This window comes from Streptomyces sp. NPDC005070, from assembly GCF_053600395.1.
In genome coordinates this window covers 1-2,385 of the sequence record NZ_JBSFZS010000376.1, presented here as the reverse complement: position 1 = coordinate 2,385, position 2,385 = coordinate 1, and the positions used below count along the sequence as shown (strand labels likewise).

Below are 2,385 nucleotides of genomic sequence, written 5' to 3'. Positions count from 1 at the left end.
TGCCGTGCCTCCGGACCCGTGGCCGTGTCGATCCAGCCCGCGGTCCGCGCGCCGAGCACGGTGGCGTCGCCTCCATCCGTCCTGGGCGAGCGGCTGTACGGCTTCCCAGCATGCCCGCGTCTTGCCGGTCGAGGACGAGCCGACCAGGACCAGCATCCGGCTCCGGCCTCCCGTCGCCTCGCGCACGGCGTCGGCAAGGAGTCGGTCGTGGGCGCGCGGCACGTAACGGGGCAGTACCCGCTCCAGGCTGGCGAGGCCGGTCCCGGCAGGGTGGACTTCCAGGTCGTGCGGATCCCACTCGGCGACCGGCCTGCCTAACACCCGGCCCTGCCCTGAGGTCGTTTCCGGTGTTGGAACAGGCTTGCCGTCCGCAGTGCGCTGTAAGTCCAGCAGTTCCCGTGTCTGCTCCTTCGACAACGTCAGCCCGCCCGCGATCGCGGCGACCGTCCGCGCCGTCGGGACGGGAGCGCCGGACTGAAGTGCCTGGAAGAGGGTGCTGCGGCGTACTGCCCCGCCCGTGCTCGTGGTCATGCGGCCGACGAGTTGGTCCATGCCCAATCCTGAAAGAGCCACGGCGTCCTTCAGGCGGGCCCGCAACTCGGCCAGTGCCGCTGCTCTATGCCCATCGACGTCCCCCTCCACATGCCCCCCTGCGTCCCGCACGTCCGAACAAGTCCATCTTTGTCCGGCCGGACCCGGACGGACACCTGTTCCGTGAAATTGGGCCGGGTCAGCATCCGTCCTCTTCGGGGAGATCACCGTGAACCGCCTCGCCACCGTCCTGCTCGGCACCGGCCTGATCGTCGTACTCGCCCTCCTCGCAGCCGCGGCAGCCAGCGTGCTCGCGCGCCTGGACGGCGCCACCTACCCCGCCGCGCTGATGCGCGCCGCAGCCACCTTCGCCGCCGTCCTCGCGCTGGCCATCGCCCTCACCGGCGTGCTCGCCCAGGTGCTCTCCTGACGGTCTCCATCGCGGAACCGGTTCACCAGGATCAAGGAGCGGGCAGAGGGCGCTACTGCCCGCCGTGTCAGTGGGCCTGGGCGTGCGCGGTGTAGTGCTCCTGCAGTCGACGCAGCATGCGGTGGCAGTACTGGGCCAGGGGCCGGTGCTGGTCCTCGTCGATAACCAGGGCCAGGGTGTGGGTGCCGTCGTCTGCCTGCCAGGCGGCGCGGGGCTGGGAGGCTCGCAGGTTGAGCCAGTAGCAGCCGTGCGCGAATCCGGAGGCAGCCCGCCAGGCGGCGCCCATCTCGATGGCGGTCAGGCCAGCCGAAGGCGCGACGGCGAGCAGGATCTGGAGGGTGCCAGGCCGGATGAGCGGGGGCAGGCCGAGGCGGTCGGCAATGTCCTTGATCTCTGCTCGGCGCTGCGCGCCGGTCTTGCCCGTGTTGGAGGGCTGGTGACCGGTGTCCTCTTCGTGCTGGCGACGCGTGTGCCGCTAGCCTGGCAAATTCCCTCACGACTGCGGTTGGCGGATCCCAGCCCGGGTTCCATCGCGCCGTGAACAGGGCTTGGACTCTTGTGGTCAAGAGACGCGTCATCCGATGGCGGCGTGCGGCTCGCGACCGCTGAGCACTCCGAAGACGGCGAGTGCGCCAGTCTGGCTGCCCCCTACTGCGTCTGAGCCTTGATGCGCCAGACGGCGTGCTCCAAGCCGGCTGGGTCGTACCCGAGCTGGGCGGCAGCGGCCTCGTACACGGCGCGCAGTTGCGGGTAGTTCAGGGCGGGGAGGCCGGCGTCGGCTGCGAAGGCACGTAGGTGGACGTCGACAGCAATCTGGGAGCGGCCGACGAGGTTGCCGATGTAGTCCACCGTCTTGGGGCCGACGCCGTGGACGGTCCGCAGGGCAGCGCGGTTTGCTGCCTGGTCGAGCCAGGCGTTCAGGTCGTCGCGGGTGTCGACGTGGTGGGCGGCCAGCAGGTCGGTGATGCGGTGGGCGATGGTGACCCTGTAGGAGTCGTGGAAGTTCATGGCGGTGGCGAGGTCACAGGTGGCCAGGCGTGTCTGGAAGCCCTGCACGGTGCAGGCGTCCGGCCAGGCCGTTTGCAGTGCCAGGAGCCGCGGGCGGATCGTCGTCTCGTAGTTGCGGCGCGCCTGGAAGCTGGCGTCGCAGATGACGGCGCCCATGTGCGTCCAGCCGCCGGGCGCGGGGAACGGTCCGTCGCCGAGGCTGGAGCGCAAGTGGTCGGTGAGCCGCTGGATGTCGCGGCGGTTTGCGGTCATGGTTGCCGCCGTTGTGGGGGCGGGGTGACGCGCAGTTTGCGTACGTCGCCGACTCCGTTACAGCTGGTCTTGCCGTCTTTGTGGAGTTGCTTCACCGCGGCCCTGATGTGCTTGTTGCGGGCCTGGCCGAGAACGCCGGCGAGGATCTCGCTCTGATGGTCGTC

At 70.1% G+C, this 2,385-nt stretch carries 3 protein-coding genes and 1 pseudogene; 1 reads left to right on the top strand and 3 read right to left on the bottom strand.

The features are described 5' to 3' along the window. Nucleotides 1–552: pseudogene (locus ACWEBX_RS39240) on the bottom strand (hypothetical protein); the annotation flags it as partial. 208 nt (nucleotides 553–760) lie between these two features. Here ACWEBX_RS39240 and ACWEBX_RS39235 point away from each other — a divergent pair. Then, a complete protein-coding gene (locus ACWEBX_RS39235) occupies nucleotides 761–961 on the top strand; it encodes a hypothetical protein (protein WP_451889485.1) in 201 nt (66 codons plus the stop codon). Nucleotides 962–1,028: 67 nt separating this feature from the next. On the opposite strand, the gene ACWEBX_RS39230 is transcribed toward ACWEBX_RS39235, so the two are convergent. After that, a complete protein-coding gene (locus ACWEBX_RS39230) occupies nucleotides 1,029–1,247 on the bottom strand; it encodes a hypothetical protein (RefSeq protein ID WP_451889484.1) in 219 nt (72 codons plus the stop codon). A gap of 362 nt (nucleotides 1,248–1,609) precedes the next feature. Then, on the bottom strand, nucleotides 1,610–2,221 hold the full coding sequence (locus ACWEBX_RS39225; RefSeq protein WP_451889483.1) for a hypothetical protein: 612 nt from the start codon (nucleotides 2,219–2,221) through the stop codon (nucleotides 1,610–1,612). Nucleotides 2,222–2,385: the final 164 nt, after the last annotated feature.